The sequence below is a fragment of the Acetobacter sp. P5B1 genome, from assembly GCF_018811985.1.
In the GTDB taxonomy this organism is placed as follows: Bacteria; Pseudomonadota; Alphaproteobacteria; order Acetobacterales; family Acetobacteraceae; genus Acetobacter; species Acetobacter cerevisiae.
Genome location: NZ_JACRVS010000007.1, coordinates 188,117 through 205,686, shown reverse-complemented (window position 1 = coordinate 205,686; position 17,570 = coordinate 188,117). Strand labels below are relative to the sequence as shown.

Here is a 17,570-nt window from a genome sequence, read left to right as displayed (position 1 = left end):
GTTAAAAAAGTGCAGGTTTGCGGGCATGACGGGCGCGGCGTGCAGTGCTATAGGCCGAAGCATGACGGATGACCCGCCCTTTAGCCCGGCTTTGCTCCCGGCTGGCTTTGTAGACCTCCTGACCCCCGATGCCCGGACCGAGGCAGAAGGGGTTGCGACACTTATGGGCGTATTCGCCTCGCACGGGTACGACCGTGTGCGGCCGCCGCTCATGGAGTTTGAAGACACATTGCTGGCAGGGTCCGGCGCGACTCTGGCAGACCAGAGCTTCCGCGTGATGGACCCGGATACCCGCAAGATGATGGTCCTGCGGCCTGATATCACCCCCCAGATTGCCCGTATGGCGGCGACTCGGCTGGGCGCTGCGGCGCGGCCCCTGCGCGTGTCCTATGCCGGGGCCTGCGTGGTGGTGATGCCTGCGGCGGCGGAAGAAAGCGGCCGGCAGATCATGCAGGCCGGGATCGAGCTGATCGGCCCGGATAGCCCGCAGGCGGATGCGGAAGTGATGTCCGTCGGGGCAGAAGCGCTGGCCCAGCTGGGTGTGCCGGAGGTCTCGTTTGACCTTACCATGCCGCCGCTGGTTCCTGCTCTGCTGGAAGAAGCCAATATTTCCGCCAGTGTCCGCCCTGTTCTGATGCGCGCGCTGGACCGCAAGGATGCGGCGGCTGTCGCGGAACTGGGTGGGGCGCTGTCTGACACGCTGATTGCTCTGCTGCGCGCCGCTGGCCCTGCTGAACAGGCGCTGGAGCAGCTCGCCCATATCAGCCTGCCGCCACGGGCCCGCGCCTTTAGTGAGCGCCTTGCTGCAACAGTTGCAGCCCTGCGTAAAGCCAACCCCGGCCTGCGGTTGACGGTTGATCCGGTCGAATTCCGGGGCTGGAAATATCATACCGGCGTGTGCGTGACGGTGTTTGCCGTGGGCCGTGCGGAAGAACTCGGGCGCGGTGGCCGTTATCTCTCCAGTGATAATGAACCAGCCTGTGGCCTGACCTTCCGGCCGGATGTGCTGTTCCGCACCATTCCGCCAGCGCAGGCCCGCCAGCGCATTTATCTTGCCCCCGATGCGGACGCACAGGTTGCGGCCCGTCTGCGGGCCGAAGGGCATGCCACGCTGGCCGCCCTGCCATCCGGCACCCCCCACCTCACAGGCCCGGAGCATGACCGGGCCGAGGCGCTGCGTTTGGGGTGCAGCCACATTCTTTCTGGTGCAACGTGCACAAAGCTTGACTGACCACGTGCGGCAGAGGGGCGGGTTGGCCTCTCGGCAGGGTTTTCAGGCAGATTTTCCAGGAGCAGACCGTTTATGTCCAACGTCACGGTGATCGGCGCCCAGTGGGGCGATGAAGGCAAAGGTAAAATTGTAGACTGGCTGGCCAGCCGGGCAGACATTGTTGTGCGCTTTCAGGGCGGCCACAATGCCGGGCACACGCTGGTTGTTGGCAATCAGGTTTACAAGCTTTCTCTGCTGCCCTCTGGCGTGGTGAGCGGCAAGCTGGGCATTATCGGCAACGGCGTGGTGGTCGACCCGCAGGCTTTGCTGGCGGAAATTGGCCGTATTCAGGAACAGGGCCTGAAAGTGACCCCGGACACCCTGAAGATTGCAGAAAACGCCCCCCTGATCCTGCCGGTGCATGGTGCGCTGGACCGCGCGCGTGAAGCTGCCCGTGGCGACCGTAAAATTGGTACCACAGGCCGTGGCATTGGCCCGGCGTATGAAGACAAGGTGGCCCGCCGCGCTATCCGTCTGTGTGATCTGGCCGAGCAGGAAACGCTGGACTGGAAGCTGGACGAGCTGCTGCTGCACCACAACACGCTGCTGGCCGGTCTGGGTGCAGACACGTTCAAGAAGGAAGACCTGATGGCCTTCCTGACGGACATTGCCCCCAAGGTTCTGCCGTTCATGGCCCCCACATGGGACATTCTGGACGATGCCCGTCGCGGTGGCCGCCGTATCCTGTTTGAAGGCGCTCAGGCCGTCATGCTGGATGTGGACCACGGGACGTATCCGTTCGTCACCAGCTCCAACACGGTTGCCGCTAATGCTGGCACGGGTGCTGGCATGGGGCCGAACGCTGCCGGGTTCGTGCTGGGCATTGCCAAAGCCTATTGCACCCGCGTGGGTGAGGGACCGTTCCCGACCGAACTGTTTGACGATATTGGCCGCAAGATTGGTGAACGCGGGCATGAATTTGGCACCGTAACCGGTCGCCCGCGCCGCTGTGGCTGGTTTGATGCCATTCTGGTGCGTCACGCTGTGCGTGTGGGTGGCGTCAATGGTCTGGCTCTCACCAAGCTGGACGTGCTGGATGGTCTGGATGAAATCTGCGTCTGCGTAGGCTATGAGCTGGACGGCGAAAAGACCGACCGGTTCCCGTCCTCTCCAGCGGCACAGGCGCGCATCAAGCCGATTTTTGAAACCATGGAAGGCTGGAAAGAAACCACGCACGGCGCACGCCGCTGGGCGGATCTTCCGGCACAGGCGATCAAATATGTGCGGCGGATTGAAGAGTTGGTTGGCGCACCCGTCACCCTGCTGTCCACCAGCCCGGACCGTGATGACACCATCCTGATGCGCGACCCGTTTGAAGACTGATTAAACATCCGTCTTTGGACGCTGTTCAGACCCGCCTTGGGGCCTTTTTAAAGGACCATAAGGCGGGTCTTTTTGTTTCTTCATTCAGTAGCCTGTTGGTTGGCCTGCATGCTTGCGCGACAAACATGTCTCCTCCTGCGTGACCATCTGGCAAAAATGGTCACGATCCCAAGAGGAACACAGATGAGATTTTTTGTGCTGCTGCGCTGAGCGGCGGGATTAGCGGCTCAGCGGATTCTGCTGCATGGCCGTGGCCGTGTCGCCCTCGGCAAACACGCCAAAAACACTGGCGGCAGGATAAAGCGCACGAATACGCTCCTTCTGCGCCTTGTTTTCCAGCGTCGTGCAGATGCCTTCCAGCATACCCAGTTCAAGCAGCCCGCGTTCCGAGAAGGAGCGGGAGATCTGGCTCTGGAGGGTCTGAAGGCGCGTGCTCAGGGACAGGTGAAAGCTTCTGCAGGTTTGCGGCAGAAGAGTGCGAAAAATACTCATGCGAGCGTTTCCTGGAGGTGCATCCGGCACAATTGCCGGTCCAGCTCCTGAGCGCTCCATAATCCAGAATTCTGCCCTTTGCATAGAAGGATTTTGCAAGCCAGAAGAGCTTCCCGAACAAGGGTCGTAAAGTGTGTAACTTTTATGACACTGGTTGTTTTTTCTATGGCCTCCAGCTTATCCTGCGCCGCGAACCGCTATGGGATGCTCATGACACACAATGCAAGCGTTCTCGTTGTTGAGGATGACCCGGCACTCTCCCGGTTGATCTGCTATAATCTGGAAAAACAGGGCTACGATGTGCGCCTGGCCGGAGATGGCCATACGGCCCTTGACCAGATTAGCCGCCGTACGCCTGATCTGGTCCTGCTGGACTGGATGCTCCCCGGTATTTCCGGGCTGGAAGTCTGCCGGCAGTTAAGAGAACAGCCAAAAACCAAGTCCATACCCATCATTATGCTCAGCGCGCGCGGGCAGGAGACTGATAGCGTGCGGGGGCTGGAAATTGGTGCGGATGATTATCTGATCAAGCCCTTCGGCATGGAAACGCTCTTTGCGCGGGTCAAGGCCATGCTGCGTCGGCTGCCGCCCTCAGGCAACGTGCTGAAGTTTGACTCCCTCGTGCTGGACCGTGTGGCCCATAAGGTGGAACGCAACGGGCGGCTTCTGCCGCTGGGGCCGACGGAATACCGGCTTCTGGAATTCCTGATGACGCATCCCGGTCAGGTTTTCTCGCGCGAGGAACTGCTGGAACAGGCATGGGAGCGCAGCTCCTGTGTAGAACTCCGCACAGTGGATGTGCATATCAGACGGCTGCGGCAAACGCTGAACGCAGGGGATGAGAAAGACCTGATCAGAACCGTCCGTGCCCGGGGATATGCGCTTGATATGCCACAGGACTGAGGCCGTTCTGGCGCAACGGAGTGCCTGATGATGCATGAGGCACTCGTTGCTGTTGCGGGCATACTGGTCGGCAGCGGGCTGACAGCCAGCTTGCTGGCGGCCCGCCTGCGCCCCGAAAAAGTAGAGATTCCGAGCTACCATCAGGAAGAAAGTCCCGCTTCTTCCAGAACAGCTGTGCCGGAAGGGGTTGAACAGGTCATGGCCTGTCTGCCTGCCGCTACAATGGTGCTGGATGAGGAACGGCGGCTGCATTACGCCTCGCCGGAAGCGTATCGGATTTTTGAAGACAATCTGGGGAGTATCAAGCGCCATCCGGCTTTTCAGACAGCGCTGGACCGGCTGGTTGAAAAAAGTCTGGACACAGCTGTTTGTTCAGAAACAGCCCGCATTGTGCTGGATGTTCCGCATCACCGGGTGATTCAGGCCCGTTTTCAGCAGCATGTTCTTCCTGCCTCGCTATTTGCAGGAGCGCGAGGCGGGAGTGTCTCGTCGGATCGCTCGCAGCATGCGCTGGTTTTTGTCGCGCTGTGTGATGAAACGGAAGCAGACAATACCGAGCGCCAGCATACGGACTTTGTGGCCTATGCCAGCCACGAACTGCGCACGCCGCTTGCCGCGCTGATGGGGTTTGTGGAAACGCTGCAAGGCCCGGCGGCGGATGACCCGGAAGCCCAGCAGGAGTTTCTTGGCATCATGGCCGCACAGGGCAAGCGGATGCAGCATTTGCTGGATGATCTGCTCTATCTGTCCCGTGTGCAGCGTGTGGAACATCAGCGCCCGCGTGGCTCGGTGGCGCTGAAGGATTTGTTTGTCCGTCTGAAGGCCGAGTCTCAGGCGCTGTTCCGCCTGAAAAAGGCAAAACTGACGATCCAGCCAGTGTCTGATCCTGCCTTATGCGTTGCGGCAGATACCAGTCAGCTTGTGCAGGTTCTGATTAATCTGATTGAAAATGCTTTCAAATACGGCACCCTGCCGGATGCAGCAGGTGCTCCGTCTGCCTTGCAGGTAACGGTGTCCTGCGCGCTTGCGCCGCCTGACCCGCGCTGGCCTGCCGTACCGGGCGTGGTGTTAAGCGTGGCAGACAACGGGCCGGGGATTGCAGCGCGCCATCTGCCCCGGCTGACAGAGCATTTCTACCGTGTGCCCAAAACGGCGGCCACGGTGCAGGGGAGCGGGCTGGGGCTGGCCATTGTCCAGCATGTCGTCACCCGGCATGGGGGGCGTTTTGTGGTGGAAAGTACTGTGGGGAAGGGCACAACCTGCAAAATCTGGCTACCATGTGTTACCTCTGCGGGTGTCATAAAATCTTCATAAAACAGTCTTCAACATGTCATCCCCCGAAGGCAGTAAACCCGTTAAGGGTTGTCCCCGACGTGGCGAGTTGCGTCGTTATTTATGATGTCCAGGGATAAAACCGAAATGCGTCTTTCCTTCAGGCCTGCTCTGTGTCTGCTTGCTGCAACGTGCCTAACCGCGGCACTGCCGAGCGTCTCCCGGGCTGAAAGCGTCACGGGCGCAGGTTCCAGCTTTGCCGCCCCGATTTACGAAGCCTGGGGTGAGACAGCWAAAACCGCCGCAGGTGTTACGGTAAACTATCAGAGCGTTGGCTCCAGCGCCGGGCAGAATCAGGTTCTGGCAGGAACGGTTGATTTCGGGGCATCCGATGCGCCGATGGATGCAAAAAAAATTGAATCTGCCGGTCTTTTTCAGTTTCCGACCGTGATGGGCGGCATTGTGCCCGTTATTAATATTCCGGGTATGAAAGCTGACACGCTGCGCCTGAGCGGTGCTGTGCTGGCTGGTATTTATTCCGGTGAGATCACGGAATGGAATGACCCGAAAATCGCTGCCCTGAACCCGGGTGTGACCCTGCCGGACATGCCGGTGGCCCCGGTGCATCGTGCAGACGGTTCGGGCACTACATTCGTATTTACCTCCTATCTGGCTGGTTCTTCCTCATCCTGGCACGATTCTCTGGGGGCCAGCACGTCCATCTCCTGGCCCGGTGGTCTGGGTGCTCGTGGGAACGATGGCGTGGCAGCAACCGTGCAGAACACGGAAGGCGCTATTGGCTACGTTGAATATGCCTATGCCAGCCGTAACCACCTGACGACTGTCAAACTGCACAACCGTGCGGGTGAAGATGTTGCTGCAAACCAGACGAGCTTTGCGCACGCCGCAGAAGCCGCCGACTGGCAGCATGCCTCTCACTTCGCGGTCAATCTGCTGGACACGCAGGGTAAGGGCGCATGGCCGATCGTTTCTGCGACATACGTGCTGACCCCGGTTGCCCCGAAAAATGCTGCGCGTGGGGAAGCCGTTCGCACGTTCTTCAGCTGGGCGTTTGAAAAGGGTGATGCCACGGCGCAGAAGCTGGACTATGTGGCTCTGCCGCAGTCTGTGAAGACCAGCATTCTGTCTGCATGGAAGAGCGCAAAATAAGAATCCTGATATTATATAAAAACTTTTCAGAAGTCTTTTTGAGAATTTTTTCTTGAAAAAGGCTTTTTATAGAAGAGGCGGGCTGAATCATTCAGCCCGCCTTTTTTGTCATAGAACTGTAACGAAAGCATCACGAAACCATCACGCACAAAAGACGTTCGGCGGGATATTCAGCGTTCATCTTCTCTCCTCTGGAATGGCAATGATGCGCTGTAAACCGGTTATTTCATCTCTGGCTTTTGCGTCTTTTCTGATGGGTGGCGCGGCCCCTGTTGCAATGGCATCATCTTCTGACGACGCACAGATCCGGGCTCTCCGCCTTGAAATGGCGCAGATGCGCAAAGAGATGATGGGGCAGATCACCACGCTGAAAAGTCGGCTGGCCAAGACCGAAAATATTTCCCGCAGACAGGACCGGGTGAGCACCGCATCAGCTCATGGCGGTCGCGCCACCAGCCATCATGAGATCGCATCGGGTCCGGTTGATCCGAGCGTGCAGTTTAACGAACCGGCAGCATCCTCTACCCGCATCCATCTGGCTAACTCTGGCACGCCGACGTCTGACCGCGGCGACGTTATGTCCTGGAAATCTTTCCGTGCTGCCACGAAGAGTGATGAGAACGTGCATGTCGGCGGCATGATCGTCGGTTTCCCGAAAGGCCGCTTTACGGTAGCGTCTGAAGATGGGGCTTACGGCCTCTCTATCGGTCTGGCCTTTCATGAAGATTTCGGTGGGTTCTTCAATTCCGGGCCGCGTGCGGGTGAAGGGCGTGGGGCGTTCAACAGCTTTACCACCAACATGCGCCGTCTGCGTATTCCGTTTACCTTCCGCTATAAAAACTGGGTTGCTGCTGTTACGCCGGACTTCGGTGCCAACCATAACGACGGGTATGTTGGCCTGTATGAAGGCAACCTGAACTACACCGGTCTGCACAACACCATCCTGACGGTCGGTTACTTCCAGCCGCGTGTGACGGAAGAAGATTCCGAAAGCTCGAACGACTTCTTCACGCTCGAACGTCCGAGCATCACCGACATGGTGCGTAACATCGCCGCAGGTGATGCCCGCTTCAGTGTTGGTGGTCTTCATTATGAAAAACGCTGGTGGATTGCAGGGTATTTCACTGGTCAGGAATGGGGTCACCGTAACGCCTCTGATATGAGCAGCACCTATTACGGTGGCGGCAGCGGCACCACCATGGATAGCCAGACAGGTGCGACGCTGCGTGTTGCAGGCCGTCCGGTTGCCACAAAAGACTGGGATGTCCACATGGGGGCATCCGGTATTTCTGCATTCCGTCTGGCGTGTAACTCTACGTCAGCGACGTCCTGCTCTCGCTCCACCTCTTTCGGTCAACGTCCTGAGTTCGACATTGGGGAAGCCAACCTTGCCGCAACAGGTGGGATTAGCAACGCCGCACAGGTCTGGGCGGCTGGTCCGGAACTGGGTGTCCGCTGGAAGCGCCTGATTGTGAAAGGCGAATACTATCACGTTGGTGTTCAGCGTGATGCGCCGGGCCTGAAGTCTGCTGGCTTCCAGGGCTGGTATGGGTCTGCCGCCTATACGTTGTTCGGCAACCCGCGTCTGTATAACGAAAAAGAAGGGGCCTTCGGTGCGCCGGGTGTTCCGGAAGCTGAGGAATTTGATCCCGCTCGCAACCATTGGGGTGCGCTGGAAGTTGTCGGCCATTACAGTGTGATCGACCTCAATAGCCGCCTGAACGATGCAAACGCCAAGAACGTGATCCGTGGTGGTCAGCAGACGGTCTGGACGGGGGGGCTGAACTGGTATCCGAACCGTCACTTCCGCCTCATGCTCGATTACAGCCACTTCATTGTGTCTCGTAGCGAGCAGGCAACCAACATTTACGGTCGCACGGGTAACTCCGTTGCTGCCCGTATTCAGGCAGGCTTCTAAGCTGAGGTCTGATACCGTGCTGAGGGAAGCCTGACCGGGTCTCTTTTCGGGATGGTTTTCTTGATTCGATAATAAAAAACCCCTTCCAGGTTTGCCTGAAAGGGGTTTTTACATGGTGCTGTGTTCCGGAGTGGAGCAGGTTAAAATAGGCTGTCTAATTAAGACGTTTTAGCCAACAGCCCCTGTAAACAGATGTTGAGAAGATCGCCGCGCCAGCGCCACAATGGTCAGGCCCGCTTCTTGTGCCAGACGCAAGGCGCGCGTGGTGGGGGCGGAAATGGCGACCAGTGTGGAAAAGCCTGCCAGAATGGCTTTTTGCACCATCTCGAACGAGCATCGGCTGGTAATCAGGCAAAATCCTTCTGCAAAGCAGACATTTTGACGAAGCCCGGCACCAATCAATTTATCCAGCGCGTTATGGCGGCCCACATCTTCGCGTATCATGTGAATACTACCATCTGGCCCACACCACGCCGCACCATGCACCATATGCACCTGCGCATTCAGCGTTTGATGGTCGGCCAGAGTCTTTAGGGCCTGCCGGATGGCGGATAGCGGCACCGGTGGCATGACAGGCACTGCGGGAAGGGCGGTATGGAGGCTTTTCAGGTCTTCACTGCCACACACGCCACAGCCTGTCCGGCCCGTCATGGCGCGGCGGGACTGAAGGAGGCGGCGAAAGTCTTCTCCGGCAATATCAAGTGAGAGCGTGACGCCATCTTCCCCAATCTCCGTCCGCACGGCGCGGATGGAGGCTGCGTTGGATACAAGGCGTTCCGTAATGGAAAACCCGTAGGCGTAATCTTCAAGATCCTGAAGTGTTCCCATCATCACAGCATAAGGCACGCTGTTATAAACAAAGCCGATCGGGGTTTCCTCAGCAATGGCCAGAGTAGTGGCTTCGGTACCCTCTTCCGTAAAACGCTCGACAGGCCAGCGGGTCATGACAAAATCAGACATGGCTCAGGCCTTCATGGACCAGTTTGCGGGCATAGACATACTCATCGGGTGTGTTGATGTTGAAAAACAGGTCGGGCGTGTGCGCAGGGAAGACAACATCCCGCACGCCTAAGGTCGCAGCAAAACAGCGGATGCGCAGTTTGTCTTTATGGTCGGGCTGCTTCAGCCAGTCTTCCAACGCAGGGCGGCACGCAGTGGGCCAGCTGGCGACCAGATGATGCTGCCGATTGTCCGACACCGCGACAGCGGGAGCCGGGAGCAGGAGTTGTGGCAGGTCCGCCGGGATAAAAGGGGTATCGCCGGGCACGGTTATCAGAACAGAGCAGTTCTGGCTTTCCGCCCAGCGCAAACCTTCCAGAATGCCAGCCAGAGGCCCCATGTCCGCCTGCGTATCGGGCAGAACCGGCAGGTTCCATGCCGCAAAGCGGGAGGCGTCACCATTGGCGCTGAGGGCAAGAGCAGCGCAATGGGGACGGAGTGCCGCCAGCACGTAATCCAGCACTGTCTGTGTTTTGGACAGGGGAAGAAGGGGTTTGTCACACCCGCCCATGCGGGAGCCGGTACCGCCCGCCAGAACAAGGGCGGCAATACGGGGGGGAGAAGGAAAGGCGCTCATGCAGCGGAGCATCAACCTCTGGCTCAGGTGTGGCAAGAGTTTTTGCACTGCGGGGCGCACGGGAAAATGTGGGTTTTTCATAAAAAAGTGGCCCGCCGAAGCGAGCCACCTGAATGCACAGCGTAAAGCGAACGTCTGCCGTTTTTAGCGGGGCAGGACGTTCTTGTAAGCGACCATGCACTGAACATAGGCATTGTTGTACTGGGTCTGAATGCCGCCGTTCTGGCTGTTGGAATAGGCACCCCCACCCAGCGCGCCACCCAGAGCACCAGCCCCGGCACCAATGCCAGCCCCTGCACCACCGCCAGCCGCAGCACCCAGACCAGCGCCCAGAGCGGTTGCAGCCAGACCGCCATAAAGAGCCTTACGGTTCTGGCTGCCCGCCTGCCCCTGCACAGCGGCAGTGGCCTGAGACCGGCAGAAATTCTGTTCCTGCTGGAAGGTGGCGTAGTCCTTGCCGGGGCCGGGAAGAACCATGGCGGTCGGGCCCATCGGTGTTTCTGCGCAGGCTGCCAGCAGAAGCGCCGGGAGAAGGATGAGAGACGCTTTTTTGAAGCTCATGACAAACACTCTTGTTAGAAATTGGACACGTGTTAAGCGCCCAATTCTGGCATTTTTTGGAACGGACGAAAATCTTTTAATTAACAGGCCGCATGGCGCAGGCCTTCGGCAGCTTTTATGGCTTCTTCTTTAAGAAATCATAAATCCTGTTCTTTGAGCTTATTCACACTAAGGGTCAGGTCATCCAGCGTGCAGGCCGCCTGCGCGGTGTTCGGGCAAAACCGGCTGTGGAGCAGCAGGGGCGCGCCTTGCCCGGTCTGACTGCTCATGGGCTGCGCCTGCCGTAACTGCTCCAGAGACTGGTGGAACACACGGAAACGCACGTCTTTTTGCCCATCCGGTAACCGCCAGAGTTCAAAGGCCAGCGTGGTATCTGGTGCGGTGCGGTCAGGCTGGTCAGGGAAGGACCAGTCCAGCCCGAAGAGCGTGGCCAGCATGTCCAGCGTTGTGTCATGTCCGGCAAACAGGATCAGCCGCGCCGACGCCGGAAGCGCAGAGCTGTCAGGGAGTGAAACGGGTTGCTCTGCCAGAGCGGTAAGGAGCGTTTCAGCAAGAATATGCCCGCGAGGCACGGCCAGTGCCGGAAGGCGTCTTAGCCTGTCACTTTGCAGGGCATGGGCGGGCAGCACAGCGGCCAGAAGCTGGCGGGTTCTGGCGGCATCGTTGTCCGTCGCTATCTGTGAGCTGGCAAAAACCGTGGAAGGCAGGCCTTGCTCGTATTCCAGTAGGAGGTTTTCCGCCGTGGAGGCGCTCAGGTTAAGGCCGCCTGTCGCATGAGGCAGGCCTTTCTTCCAGGAAAGGACAGTGGGAGCAGAAAAGCATGGTCCTTTCCGCTTTTGGCATCCGTTGGGCCCAAACACGGCCTGCAAGGCAGAAGCCGCCTGCGCCTCGGGGCTGTCCGGGGGGATGTCCTGTTGGAACGCGCGGGTGAGGGGCGGCATGACGCGCTGTGGGTCAAGATGAGCCTGTCCGGCGGCCAGCGCATTGAACAACGGATCATGCTGGCCAGCAGGTAGACTATGCGCTGTGCTGGTGCAGCCCTGCGTTAAGGCGTGGCTCAGAATGTCACCACTTTGGCGCGTGCGGGTATCCGCAGAATCAGCCCAGACAAAAACGGCTTTGGCTGAGGCGCAGGGGGCGGAAGTCTGCGGGAGAAGGGGCGCATACCAGCTTTGGAGAAACTGCCCCATGAGGGCCAGATTAGCCCGGCCATGGTCCGTCAGTTCTCCCGGAGGCACGGGCCAGCCAGACCATGCGCGGCCAGTCTTTTTTTCCAGCGCGGCGAGTGGTTTGGTCGGGCTGCGAATACCATGCCGGGAGATCAGCAGGACTTTTTCCAGAACAGCGCCGGAGGGAGCCGGGGCCGAAACTGGTCGGGCCGTCTCAGCACGAACACCTAAAGGTGCGGCGAGACCCGCAAAGCAGCTGGAGAAAAACAGACAGGGGAGAAAGCGGATACGAAACATGCGTCTGCATAACACAGGCGGTCTGCTTCGGGAGAATGCAGGCATGGCCCCGGCTCTTGCGGGGGCACAAGCCTGCGGGATAGGTCAGGTCAGGCGGGTAACCAGCAGCTGGTTGATGCGGAAGCCTTCCACGTCCACCACTTCAAACCGGAAGCCCCCGGCATCCACGCGGTCGGCCTTGCGGGCCATGCGGCGCAGGCGGTGCATGACAAAGCCGCCAATGGTGTCAAACTGAGCGCTGTCGGGCAGTTCGATGATGTGTAGTTCACGCATCACGTCGCCAATTGGGGCCGCGCCGTCGATCAGCCAGGAATTTTCATCACGCCGGACAATGGCCTGTTCTTCAAATGGGTTGGCCAGACCGTCCATGAGCGCACCCATGATGTCCTTGAAGGTAATCAGCCCGACGACCAGCCCGTATTCATTCACAATCAGGGCAAAGCCCACGCCGTGGGTATCAAACTGTGCCAGCGTGTCCCACAGGTTGAGCGTTTCCGGCACGGAGAGCACATCCCGCCGCATGCGGAAAATCGGGTTGCCGCGCAGAGCAGGGCCTTCCGGGATACTGGCAGGGTCCACAACCGAGGCCAGAACGTCTTCTGCACGGATGGAGCCAATGACCTTGTCCAGCCCGCCATCACACAACGGGTAACGGGAATAGGGTTTGGCCCGGACCTTCTCGTGGTTGTTTTCCGCGTTGTCCTGCACGTCCAGATAGACAATCTCATCACGCGGGGTCATGGCGGAGGTGACCGAGCGGTCCTGCAGACCCAGCACGTTCTGGATCATCTGGTGTTCCTGCTCCAGCAGCACGCCAGAGGCGGTGCCGGCGGCCAGAATGGCGCGCAGGTCTTCCGGCGTCACCGGTTCCACGGCGGAGGCTGCCGGGATTTTCATGGCGCGCAGCACGGCATCAGACACCTTGGAGAAAATCCACACAAACGGATACAGCACCCGCAGGGCCAGTTTGGGGAACCAGCCAATGGAGAGCGCGACTTTATCCGGCGCGTTCATGGCCACCCGTTTGGGCAGCAGGTCGGCAAACAGCACGAACAGGCCCGTGACCATGATGAAGCTGATGGCCGAGCCGGTCTTTTCCGCCAGTCCGTCGGGCAGACCCCAGTAGCGCAGCAGGTCACCGCAGGGAGGGGAGAGCATTTCCGAGCTGACAATACCGCCCAGAATCCCCACCCCGTTCAGGCAGATCTGGAGAACAGTAATAACCTGACCGCTATTGCGCCGCAGGGCCAGAAAGGCCTGTGCGCGTTTATCACCCGCTTCTGCCCGGGAACGCAGCCGCACATCACGGGCGGCGGCAAAGGAAATCTCGGAGAGAGAAATCAGGATGCTGACAGCAATCAGCAGAAAGAGGGCGAGAAAACCGGTAAGGAAAAGAATCAAGACACGCTCGGAGTTCAATAAGAAATAGCTTATTGGACAAGGTTATATCTGCTGCCTTTTTAAAATCCTAATTTATTTTCCCAAACTTGGCCGAGCAGCCCGAACCTGCCCGCGGCTTTGTGAACAGCGATTTCTCAAAAATGGCGTAGTGGGATGATCTCCGGCGCAAGAGGGGCGTTGAGAGGTGTGAAGGAGACTGGCCATGTTCCGAGCTTTGCTGATCGAAAAAAATGCCGATGGAGACCAGGTTGTCCACGAGCATTCTCTGGCGGAAGACCAGCTGCCGGAAGGCGATGTGACGGTACGGGTCGAGTGGTCCAGCCTGAATTACAAGGATGCGCTGGCGATAACCGGCAAGGGGCCGATTGTCCGCTCCTACCCGATGGTGCCGGGTATTGATTTTGCCGGAACGATTGAAGCATCTTCTCACCCCGGTCTGTTTGTTGGCCAGCATGTGGTGCTGAATGGCTGGGGCGCGGGGGAAAGCCATTGGGGCGGTCTGGCTGAGCGGGCGCGTGTGCCGGGTGACTGGCTGATCCCTCTGCCGTCTGCGTTCAGTGCGCGTCAGGCCATGGCGTTGGGGACGGCAGGGTATACCGCCATGCTGTGCGTGCGTGCTCTGATCCGTGAGGGTGTGACACCAAAAAGCGGGCCGATAGTCGTGACGGGTGCTTCCGGCGGCGTGGGAAGTGTTGCGCTGATGCTGCTGAGCCGCCTCGGCTATCAGGTGACGGCGATTACCGGCCACCCGGAAGAAGAGCCCGCTTTGCGGGAACTGGGGGCCACGGACATTCTGCCGCGACAGGCTTTACTGCGCCTGACCCGTCCTCTGGAAAAAGCGCAATGGGCCGGTGCTGTGGATGTTGCCGGGGGTGCCGTGCTGGCGGCCCTGTGTGCATCCATGCAGTATCATGGGGTGGTGACGGCCTGCGGTCTTGCCGCGGGGATGGACTTCCCGGCAACCGTTGCGCCGTTCATTCTGCGGGGCGTCACGCTGGTCGGGATTGATAGCGTCCATTGCCCGAAAGAGGAGCGCCTTGCGGCATGGCAGCAACTTGCGCAGTTAATTGAGCCGGAAAAACTGAATGGTATTATTACGGAAATTTCGCTTTCCGATGTCAAAAAGGCAGCCTCTGATCTTCTGGATGGAGAAATCCGGGGCCGTATTCTGGTCCGGCTGGCAGGCTCCCGGTAATGCCGCCTGAGGCGTCGCGTCAGTTAACGCCCGCGACGAACTGACGAAAGAGTCTAAAAAAACCGGAAAAAGCGATGTTTTTCCGGTTTTCTAAAGTGGTGTCAGATTAGGAAATCAGGCTTCCAGACCACCATCCACAGGCAGCGCGGCACCGGTGATGTAACCGGCCTTCGGGCTGGCGAGGAAGGACACCATGTTGGCAATGTCGTGCACCGTGCCGTATTTGCCCGTTGCCACATAGCTGCTGATCAGTTTGGCAACATCCCCGGTAGCGGGGTTCATGTCTGTATCAATGGGGCCGGGTTCCACCACATTGACGGTAATGCCTTTGGGGCCGAGGTCCCGGGCAACCCCTTGTGCAAAACCACGCAGAGCAGCCTTGGTGGCGGCATAGAGTGAAATGCCGGGGAAAGGCGCACGGGCACCAAATGCGGAGCCGATGAAAATCAGGCGGCCGCCTTCCTTCATGTGCTTTACGGCTTCCATGGTTTCCACCATCACGGCGCGCACATTCAGGTTCAGCACATGTTCAATCTGGGCAACGCTCATTTCGCTAATGGGCCCGTAGGGATAGGTGCCAGCGTTGCAGACCAGTGTATCAATGCGACCAAATTCTTTAACCGTTGCGGCAATGCCAGCCTGATTGCCTTCAACCGTCGTGCCATCAGCCTGAATGCTCAGGGCTTTGCGGCCCAGTGCCCGCACTTTGGCGGCAGCGGCTTCTGCTGCGTCTGCGTTGCGGGCGTAAGTCAGAGCAATATCAAAGCCGTCTTTGGCCAGTGTTTCCGCAATGGCGGCACCAATGCCGCGGCTGCCGCCAGTTACCAGTGCTACGCGTTGTGTCATGCTCAGAAAATCCTGTTTGAAAAAACGATAAGGAAAGACTCAGGCCTGTGGCAGCCCGAGCATCAGGGCAATATTCTGCAAGGCGGCCCCGGATGCGCCTTTGCCGAGGTTATCCAGCCGTGCTGTCAGCACAGCCTGTCGGGAATGCGGGTTGTCATGCACGCGCAGTTCCATGGTGTCACGGCCAGCCAGCGCTTCCGCAGCTAGTTTGGGTTCTGCAGACAGCACATGCACATGGTCCTGCCCGGCATAGCGGCCAGCCAGTGCGGTATGCAGGTCATCCCCCGTCACGCCGCCATTCAGATCATCCAGATGCAGCGGGATGGAGACAATCATACCCTGTGCGAAGTGCCCGACGGAGGGCACAAAAACCGGGCGGCGTGTCAGGCCGGCATGCAGGTGGATTTCCGGCACATGCTTATGCTCAAGCCCAAGCCCATACAGTTCAAAGGCCGGACCGCCATCGCGCGTATGGGCTTCAATCATGGCGCGGCCCCCGCCGGAATACCCGCTGACAGCATTGATACAGACAGGATAATGCGGCTCCATAATACCCGCATCAATCAGCGGACGCAGCAGGGCAATGGCCCCTGTGGGGTAGCAGCCGGGGTTTGAAACGCGGGGCGCACCCTGAATGGCCTCGCTCTGGGCCGGAGAGAGTTCCGGAAAACCATAGACCCAGCCGGGTGCTGTGCGGAACGCCGTGCTGGCATCCAGAATGCGCGGGGCGTTCTGGCCGAGCGTTTCCGCTATGGTGACAGCCTCGCGCGCGGCATCATCCGGCAGGCACAGCACAACCAGATCCGCCTCTGCCATAGCGTCCTTACGGGCCGCCGGGTCCTTGCGGCGGGCCGGGTCAACCGAATGAATACGCACGGGCAGGGCAGACAGGCGGTCCCGAATACCCAGACCGGTGGTTCCGGCTTCCCCATCGATGAAAATAACGGGCTGCTGTGTCATGCCTTCATACTCCACCCGATAACGGGAGGCTCCCTGTCTTCGCCCGGCACCCGGTTCTGTGTGCGTGGGCTGTTCGGTCTCTCTGCTTCCGCATATACGGGGTAAGTCCCTTGTGGCGGAAGGGGGATGCGTGAAAAACACCGTGCTGGTGCAGGGCTGACATGCGGGGAAGCTGCACAGAGCATAGCTCTGTGGCCCGACGGATGGAAAACACAAAGGATTGAAAGGGAACACGGGATCTTATGGTTGCAAAAAATACAGCCTCTTCGGCACCCACACAGCCCGAAACGGGCAACCAGACGGATGCAGCCCGTGAACTGACGCGCCTTGTGGCGCTGATGGCCCGCCTGCGTGACCCCGAGCATGGCTGCCCGTGGGACAGGGAGCAGACGCACGAGACCATTGCGCCTTACGCCATTGAAGAAGCCTATGAGGTTCTGGACGCCATCCAGAAGCAGGACTGGCAGGCCTTCCCCGATGAACTGGGCGATTTGCTGTTGCAGGTTGTGTATCAGGCCCGTCTGGCGGAAGAGGAAGGGCATTTCGATTTTGCAACCGTCGCTCGCCTGATTACGGAAAAAATGATCCGCCGCCATCCGCATGTCACGTTCGGGCCGGAGGTGCTGGGCACACAGGCGGAGGATGTTGCACCCCCTTCCGGGCAGACGACCTCCGCCGCTATGCCGGGGCAGTGGGAGCAGTTGAAAGAGAAAGAGCGGCAGAAGCTGAGCGCACCGGGCCAGAAGTCCAGTGCGCTGGCTGGTATTCCGCCTGCCTTGCCGGCGCTGCTTCGGGCCTCAAAAATTGCGTCTCGTGCGGCCCGTGTAGGGTTCGACTGGCCGGATGTGCAGGGCGTTGTGGCCAAAGTGCATGAGGAAATGGAAGAATTTGCCGTGGAAATGCAGGCAAATGACCGTGCCAAAATGCAGGATGAACTGGGAGACGTGTTTTTCTCGCTCGCCAGTCTGGCCCGGCGGCTGGATCTGGACCCGGAAGCCTGTCTGCGGCAGGCGTGTGACAAGTTCACGCGGCGTTTTCAGGCGGTCGAGGCCTGTCTGGCGGAAGAGGGCCGCTCCATGCAGGATGAGCCCGTTGCATATCTGGATGAGGTCTGGAACCGCGTGAAAAAGCGTGATGGCTAACCGCAGTCCCTAAAAAACACAAAAAACCGGCCCCCTCTGTTGAAGGAACCGGTTTCCTGATCGACTAAGTCAGAA

General features: G+C 59.2%; 16 protein-coding genes. 8 read left to right on the top strand and 8 right to left on the bottom strand.

The genetic code is table 11. From position 1 onward, the window contains the following. Positions 1-25: 25 nt before the first annotated feature. Entirely contained in the window at positions 26-1,231 is a 1,206-nt protein-coding gene (locus tag KP703_RS06880; RefSeq protein WP_215754259.1) for an ATP phosphoribosyltransferase regulatory subunit, read from the top strand. 72 nt (positions 1,232-1,303) lie between these two features. Next, positions 1,304-2,593 (top strand): adenylosuccinate synthase, encoded by a 1,290-nt coding sequence (locus tag KP703_RS06875; protein WP_215754258.1) that lies wholly within the window; start codon positions 1,304-1,306, stop codon positions 2,591-2,593. A 219-nt stretch (positions 2,594-2,812) separates the two neighbouring features. Here KP703_RS06875 and KP703_RS06870 read toward each other — a convergent pair whose 3' ends face one another. After that, positions 2,813-3,085: a hypothetical protein gene (locus tag KP703_RS06870; protein ID WP_215754257.1), complete on the bottom strand. Its 273-nt coding sequence runs from the start codon at positions 3,083-3,085 to the stop codon at positions 2,813-2,815. A gap of 210 nt (positions 3,086-3,295) precedes the next feature. On the opposite strand from KP703_RS06870, the gene phoB reads away from it, so the two are divergent. The 4 genes from phoB to KP703_RS06850 all read left to right on the top strand — a co-directional run bounded on the left by phoB (position 3,296) and on the right by KP703_RS06850 (position 8,348). After that, positions 3,296-3,988: a phosphate regulon transcriptional regulator PhoB gene (gene phoB, locus KP703_RS06865; RefSeq protein WP_062142072.1), complete on the top strand. Its 693-nt coding sequence runs from the start codon at positions 3,296-3,298 to the stop codon at positions 3,986-3,988. 27 nt (positions 3,989-4,015) lie between these two features. After that, positions 4,016-5,302, top strand: coding sequence for a cell wall metabolism sensor histidine kinase WalK (locus KP703_RS06860; protein WP_215754256.1), 1,287 nt, complete (start codon positions 4,016-4,018; stop codon positions 5,300-5,302). 105 nt (positions 5,303-5,407) lie between these two features. After that, positions 5,408-6,430, top strand: coding sequence for a phosphate ABC transporter substrate-binding protein PstS (pstS, locus tag KP703_RS06855; protein WP_156474661.1), 1,023 nt, complete (start codon positions 5,408-5,410; stop codon positions 6,428-6,430). A 196-nt stretch (positions 6,431-6,626) separates the two neighbouring features. Then, positions 6,627-8,348 (top strand): OprO/OprP family phosphate-selective porin, encoded by a 1,722-nt coding sequence (locus KP703_RS06850; RefSeq protein WP_062142052.1) that lies wholly within the window; start codon positions 6,627-6,629, stop codon positions 8,346-8,348. Between the two features lie 168 nt (positions 8,349-8,516). On the opposite strand, the gene fdhD is transcribed toward KP703_RS06850, so the two are convergent. From fdhD to KP703_RS06825, 5 genes are all read right to left on the bottom strand, one after another. Further along, positions 8,517-9,308 carry a formate dehydrogenase accessory sulfurtransferase FdhD gene (gene fdhD / locus KP703_RS06845; protein WP_252353888.1) on the bottom strand — a complete coding sequence of 264 codons (792 nt, stop codon included), beginning with the start codon at positions 9,306-9,308 and terminating at the stop codon, positions 8,517-8,519. Then, entirely contained in the window at positions 9,301-9,924 is a 624-nt protein-coding gene (locus tag KP703_RS06840; protein WP_215754255.1) for a molybdenum cofactor guanylyltransferase, read from the bottom strand. Before KP703_RS06840 ends, fdhD begins: the two co-directional genes overlap by 8 nt. Before the next feature lie 144 nt (positions 9,925-10,068). After that, on the bottom strand, positions 10,069-10,485 hold the full coding sequence (locus KP703_RS06835; RefSeq protein ID WP_215754254.1) for a glycine zipper family protein: 417 nt from the start codon (positions 10,483-10,485) through the stop codon (positions 10,069-10,071). Between the two features lie 137 nt (positions 10,486-10,622). After that, positions 10,623-11,951, bottom strand: a complete 1,329-nt coding sequence (locus tag KP703_RS06830; RefSeq protein ID WP_215754253.1) for a histidine-type phosphatase — start codon at positions 11,949-11,951, stop codon at positions 10,623-10,625. 84 nt (positions 11,952-12,035) lie between these two features. Then, positions 12,036-13,352 (bottom strand): hemolysin family protein, encoded by a 1,317-nt coding sequence (locus KP703_RS06825; protein WP_062142055.1) that lies wholly within the window; start codon positions 13,350-13,352, stop codon positions 12,036-12,038. Between the two features lie 202 nt (positions 13,353-13,554). On the opposite strand from KP703_RS06825, the gene KP703_RS06820 reads away from it, so the two are divergent. Then, complete coding sequence (locus KP703_RS06820) at positions 13,555-14,547, top strand: MDR family oxidoreductase (protein WP_215754252.1); 993 nt, start codon at positions 13,555-13,557, stop codon at positions 14,545-14,547. Positions 14,548-14,661: 114 nt separating this feature from the next. On the opposite strand, the gene KP703_RS06815 is transcribed toward KP703_RS06820, so the two are convergent. Next, positions 14,662-15,393 (bottom strand): SDR family NAD(P)-dependent oxidoreductase, encoded by a 732-nt coding sequence (locus KP703_RS06815; protein WP_215754251.1) that lies wholly within the window; start codon positions 15,391-15,393, stop codon positions 14,662-14,664. A 39-nt stretch (positions 15,394-15,432) separates the two neighbouring features. Then, positions 15,433-16,353: an N-acetyl-gamma-glutamyl-phosphate reductase gene (argC, locus tag KP703_RS06810; protein WP_215754250.1), complete on the bottom strand. Its 921-nt coding sequence runs from the start codon at positions 16,351-16,353 to the stop codon at positions 15,433-15,435. A 242-nt stretch (positions 16,354-16,595) separates the two neighbouring features. On the opposite strand from argC, the gene mazG reads away from it, so the two are divergent. Continuing rightward, positions 16,596-17,495: a nucleoside triphosphate pyrophosphohydrolase gene (gene mazG, locus KP703_RS06805; RefSeq protein WP_215754249.1), complete on the top strand. Its 900-nt coding sequence runs from the start codon at positions 16,596-16,598 to the stop codon at positions 17,493-17,495. The last annotated feature ends 75 nt before the right edge of the window (positions 17,496-17,570 follow it).

Coding starts and splice junctions, on each gene's coding strand:
- KP703_RS06840 (WP_215754255.1), bottom strand. CDS start 9,924: ATGAGCGCCTTTCCTTCTCCCCCCCGTATTGCCGCCCTTGTTCTGGCG.
- KP703_RS06835 (WP_215754254.1), bottom strand. CDS start 10,485: ATGAGCTTCAAAAAAGCGTCTCTCATCCTTCTCCCGGCGCTTCTGCTG.
- mazG (WP_215754249.1), top strand. CDS start 16,596: ATGGTTGCAAAAAATACAGCCTCTTCGGCACCCACACAGCCCGAAACG.
- KP703_RS06830 (WP_215754253.1), bottom strand. CDS start 11,951: ATGTTTCGTATCCGCTTTCTCCCCTGTCTGTTTTTCTCCAGCTGCTTT.
- KP703_RS06860 (WP_215754256.1), top strand. CDS start 4,016: ATGATGCATGAGGCACTCGTTGCTGTTGCGGGCATACTGGTCGGCAGC.
- KP703_RS06850 (WP_062142052.1), top strand. CDS start 6,627: ATGGCAATGATGCGCTGTAAACCGGTTATTTCATCTCTGGCTTTTGCG.
- fdhD (WP_252353888.1), bottom strand. CDS start 9,308: ATGTCTGATTTTGTCATGACCCGCTGGCCTGTCGAGCGTTTTACGGAA.
- KP703_RS06820 (WP_215754252.1), top strand. CDS start 13,555: ATGTTCCGAGCTTTGCTGATCGAAAAAAATGCCGATGGAGACCAGGTT.
- KP703_RS06880 (WP_215754259.1), top strand. CDS start 26: ATGACGGGCGCGGCGTGCAGTGCTATAGGCCGAAGCATGACGGATGAC.
- KP703_RS06875 (WP_215754258.1), top strand. CDS start 1,304: ATGTCCAACGTCACGGTGATCGGCGCCCAGTGGGGCGATGAAGGCAAA.
- KP703_RS06870 (WP_215754257.1), bottom strand. CDS start 3,085: ATGAGTATTTTTCGCACTCTTCTGCCGCAAACCTGCAGAAGCTTTCAC.
- phoB (WP_062142072.1), top strand. CDS start 3,296: ATGACACACAATGCAAGCGTTCTCGTTGTTGAGGATGACCCGGCACTC.
- KP703_RS06815 (WP_215754251.1), bottom strand. CDS start 15,393: ATGACACAACGCGTAGCACTGGTAACTGGCGGCAGCCGCGGCATTGGT.
- argC (WP_215754250.1), bottom strand. CDS start 16,353: ATGACACAGCAGCCCGTTATTTTCATCGATGGGGAAGCCGGAACCACC.